Origin of the sequence: Paraglaciecola sp. (assembly GCF_051252315.1) — a bacterium.
In the GTDB taxonomy this organism is placed as follows: Bacteria; Pseudomonadota; Gammaproteobacteria; order Enterobacterales; family Alteromonadaceae; genus Paraglaciecola.
The window spans coordinates 1-2383 of sequence record NZ_JBPOFP010000238.1; the positions used below are offsets into that span (position 1 = coordinate 1).

Consider the following 2383-nt stretch of genomic DNA (forward strand, 5'->3'; position numbering starts at 1 on the left):
GGGGTTTTGTAAGTTACAGATAAATCGTATTGCGATTGTCTGTAACTTACAAAACGATACTTGAGTTACTATAGAGTTAATCCGAATTTTTTAGCAAGTAGATCGCGACTTTGCTGGTCTAAAAATTTAGCTTTTTGAAGCTGTTCTAGTCTCGTTTGTTCATCATTAAATAATTGCATTTTATTCTTCGTTTTCGTTTTTGATACTTGGTAAATCAGGCTCAGTTCCATCCAACAAAGTTTGTGCTGGCGGTTCGCTGCCACGATTACCGGTTGGTAATTGTTGTTCGTTTGAAAACAAAACAGGTATTTTGCGTAAATCAGTTTTGTTCAAAATTTCTTTCTGATCTTCAAAGTCTGCAATTACTTGTGCTGTAAACTTGCTGTGTTTTAAATTTTCCCGACTCTGAGACCAGGCGACCATGGAGTTGACGACATATGCGTTTGTTGCACCTTTGCCCAAGCTAACTACTTGAATCCATCTATCTTTTGCTAATGTGTCAATGTAGTTTTTAATTGTTCTCGTACTACAACCTTGCATTTTTGCTAAAACTGCGTGAGATGCGACTACAGCGTTGCTGTTGCTATCCATCCTTGACACTAGCATGTGCATGAATGCTGCTGCACCCCTGTGTTTGATTATTAATCGAGCCCAAGCTTCATGTGCGCTTATCTCTGTTTGAACCCACCTGCCCCTCTTGTCAGAAATCGGTTTGCTGGGTACTCCAATAATTTCTTTGTTATCCATTTTTGCCTACCCCTATGAAATCACTTTCCAATAATTAGAAATATAATATCACAGGATTTCCAAATGTTAGAAAAAAATATCAAAACAATGGAAGTCTATTTCCAAATAATGGAAGCACCTAGGCAAACCCATGTTGCCTACCCCCCCCCCCCTATAGGATTGCCTACCCCCCCCAAAAACATAGTTGATTTATAAAGGTTTTTTATTTGCTGCTTTATCTATTCTTGTAGTGCACGCAAAACCTTGCGTGCGTTTGGTTTGTGGTGACAGCTAGCGCACTTCGTTTGCTGATTTGCTCAATTTGTCAAAAACGAAGTGATGTTTTCGCCAAATTAAGCAAATTTTAATTAGAAAGGGGTTATCTTCTCAATCTGTTGTTTAGCTTGACTACATCACTGTAAGACTCCTCTAAGACGTTCTGAGCGATTTTTGGAGATTTACTATACGCTGACTCAACTTCATCGAAATTTAACGTCTCAGCGTTGCTCATAGCGTCATCTGTGAATTTTTTCATCATTTTCAAAACCGGTTCAGCGTAATCAGCTATTTTCTTTATTGCATCAGAGTTATTCATAAATAATAATTCTGAAACTTCTTTGTTAGCTATCTCTAAATGTCTATTTTTTGATTCTAATTTGATGTGTTCAGATATTAAATCTTCAAGTTTTTTCCGTTGTACTGGTAAATCTTTGCTGACTAAATTGCGGTGGTTTTTTAGTGATGTGTGATCAACATGTTCTCGATTCTGTCGGCGAAACTCGCCGCGTTTAAGCCCATATTTCGCGTTGTGTTCAGCGTATTCTGTGCAAAGCTTTTCAAGTGTTGCGGGGGTGTAAAGCGTACTTTGAGAAAGTTTTTTTACTGTTGTGTAAGTCGGTTTCTCACCTCGTGCTTTCTGTTTTTTACCTTGTCTGTTTTTCTTTTTAACCTTAACTGCTGGGATTGTTGTTACATGAAAATGAGGGGATAGCTCATCGTTGTGATAATCAATAGCAACTAATCTGCCTTTAAACTTTTCTTTTGCGAATATTATTTGATCTTTTTTCCACTGCTCAAGTTCTTCATCACTACAGTTATCAAAAAATTCAGGGCTAGCCGTTAAAACAAATTCCATCGCAAAATTTGTTCTAACGGCCATTTTGCCAGTCGGCACTTCAATTCCGAAATGCTTTATTCTTTCATTAATCAAATCTAAGAGTGAACGTTTCGGATCGCCAAAAGCACGATAAAATTCTCCTCCTTCCCTTACATTTTTTTGAGGTGTGATTCTTCTGTTGTGATTATCAACTGAAGTTAATTTTTGCTTTTTATGATATTTAGTTCTGATGATCGAATACATAAAATACTCCGTTTTTTTAAATTTGCGGAACGCAAACTCAGTGACTTAAAATCAGACCGCGAAGCGTGTCGCAAATTTTAGGTCCTTCCTGAGTGAATGAAGTTAAAAATTTTAGGAAGGACCTAAAATTTGTTAGGAAGGACCTAAAAACGCAATCTGTATTTAATATGCTATCAGACGATTTAAAAAAGGATGGAAATTGGTTGGAGAAATTTTTGTAGGGGTTTTGTAAGTTACAGATAAATCGTATTGCGATTGTCTGTAACTTACAAAACGATACTTGAGTTACTATAGAGT

Annotated in this window: 2 protein-coding genes; both read right to left on the reverse strand. The window is 36.8% G+C overall.

Annotated elements, in window-relative coordinates; genetic code table 11:
* Positions 1 to 180: 180 nt before the first annotated feature.
* Complete coding sequence (locus tag ACSHXM_RS21610) at positions 181 to 747, reverse strand: hypothetical protein (RefSeq protein ID WP_342880391.1); 567 nt, start codon at positions 745 to 747, stop codon at positions 181 to 183.
* A gap of 358 nt (positions 748 to 1105) precedes the next feature.
* A complete protein-coding gene (locus ACSHXM_RS21615) occupies positions 1106 to 2086 on the reverse strand; it encodes a plasmid recombination protein (RefSeq protein ID WP_342880390.1) in 981 nt (326 codons plus the stop codon).
* Positions 2087 to 2383: the final 297 nt, after the last annotated feature.

Bases quoted from the DNA above. Each gene is read 5' to 3' on its own strand.
- ACSHXM_RS21610 (WP_342880391.1), bottom strand. From the start codon at position 747: ATGGATAACAAAGAAATTATTGGAGTACCCAGCAAACCGATTTCTGAC.
- ACSHXM_RS21615 (WP_342880390.1), bottom strand. From the start codon at position 2,086: ATGTATTCGATCATCAGAACTAAATATCATAAAAAGCAAAAATTAACT.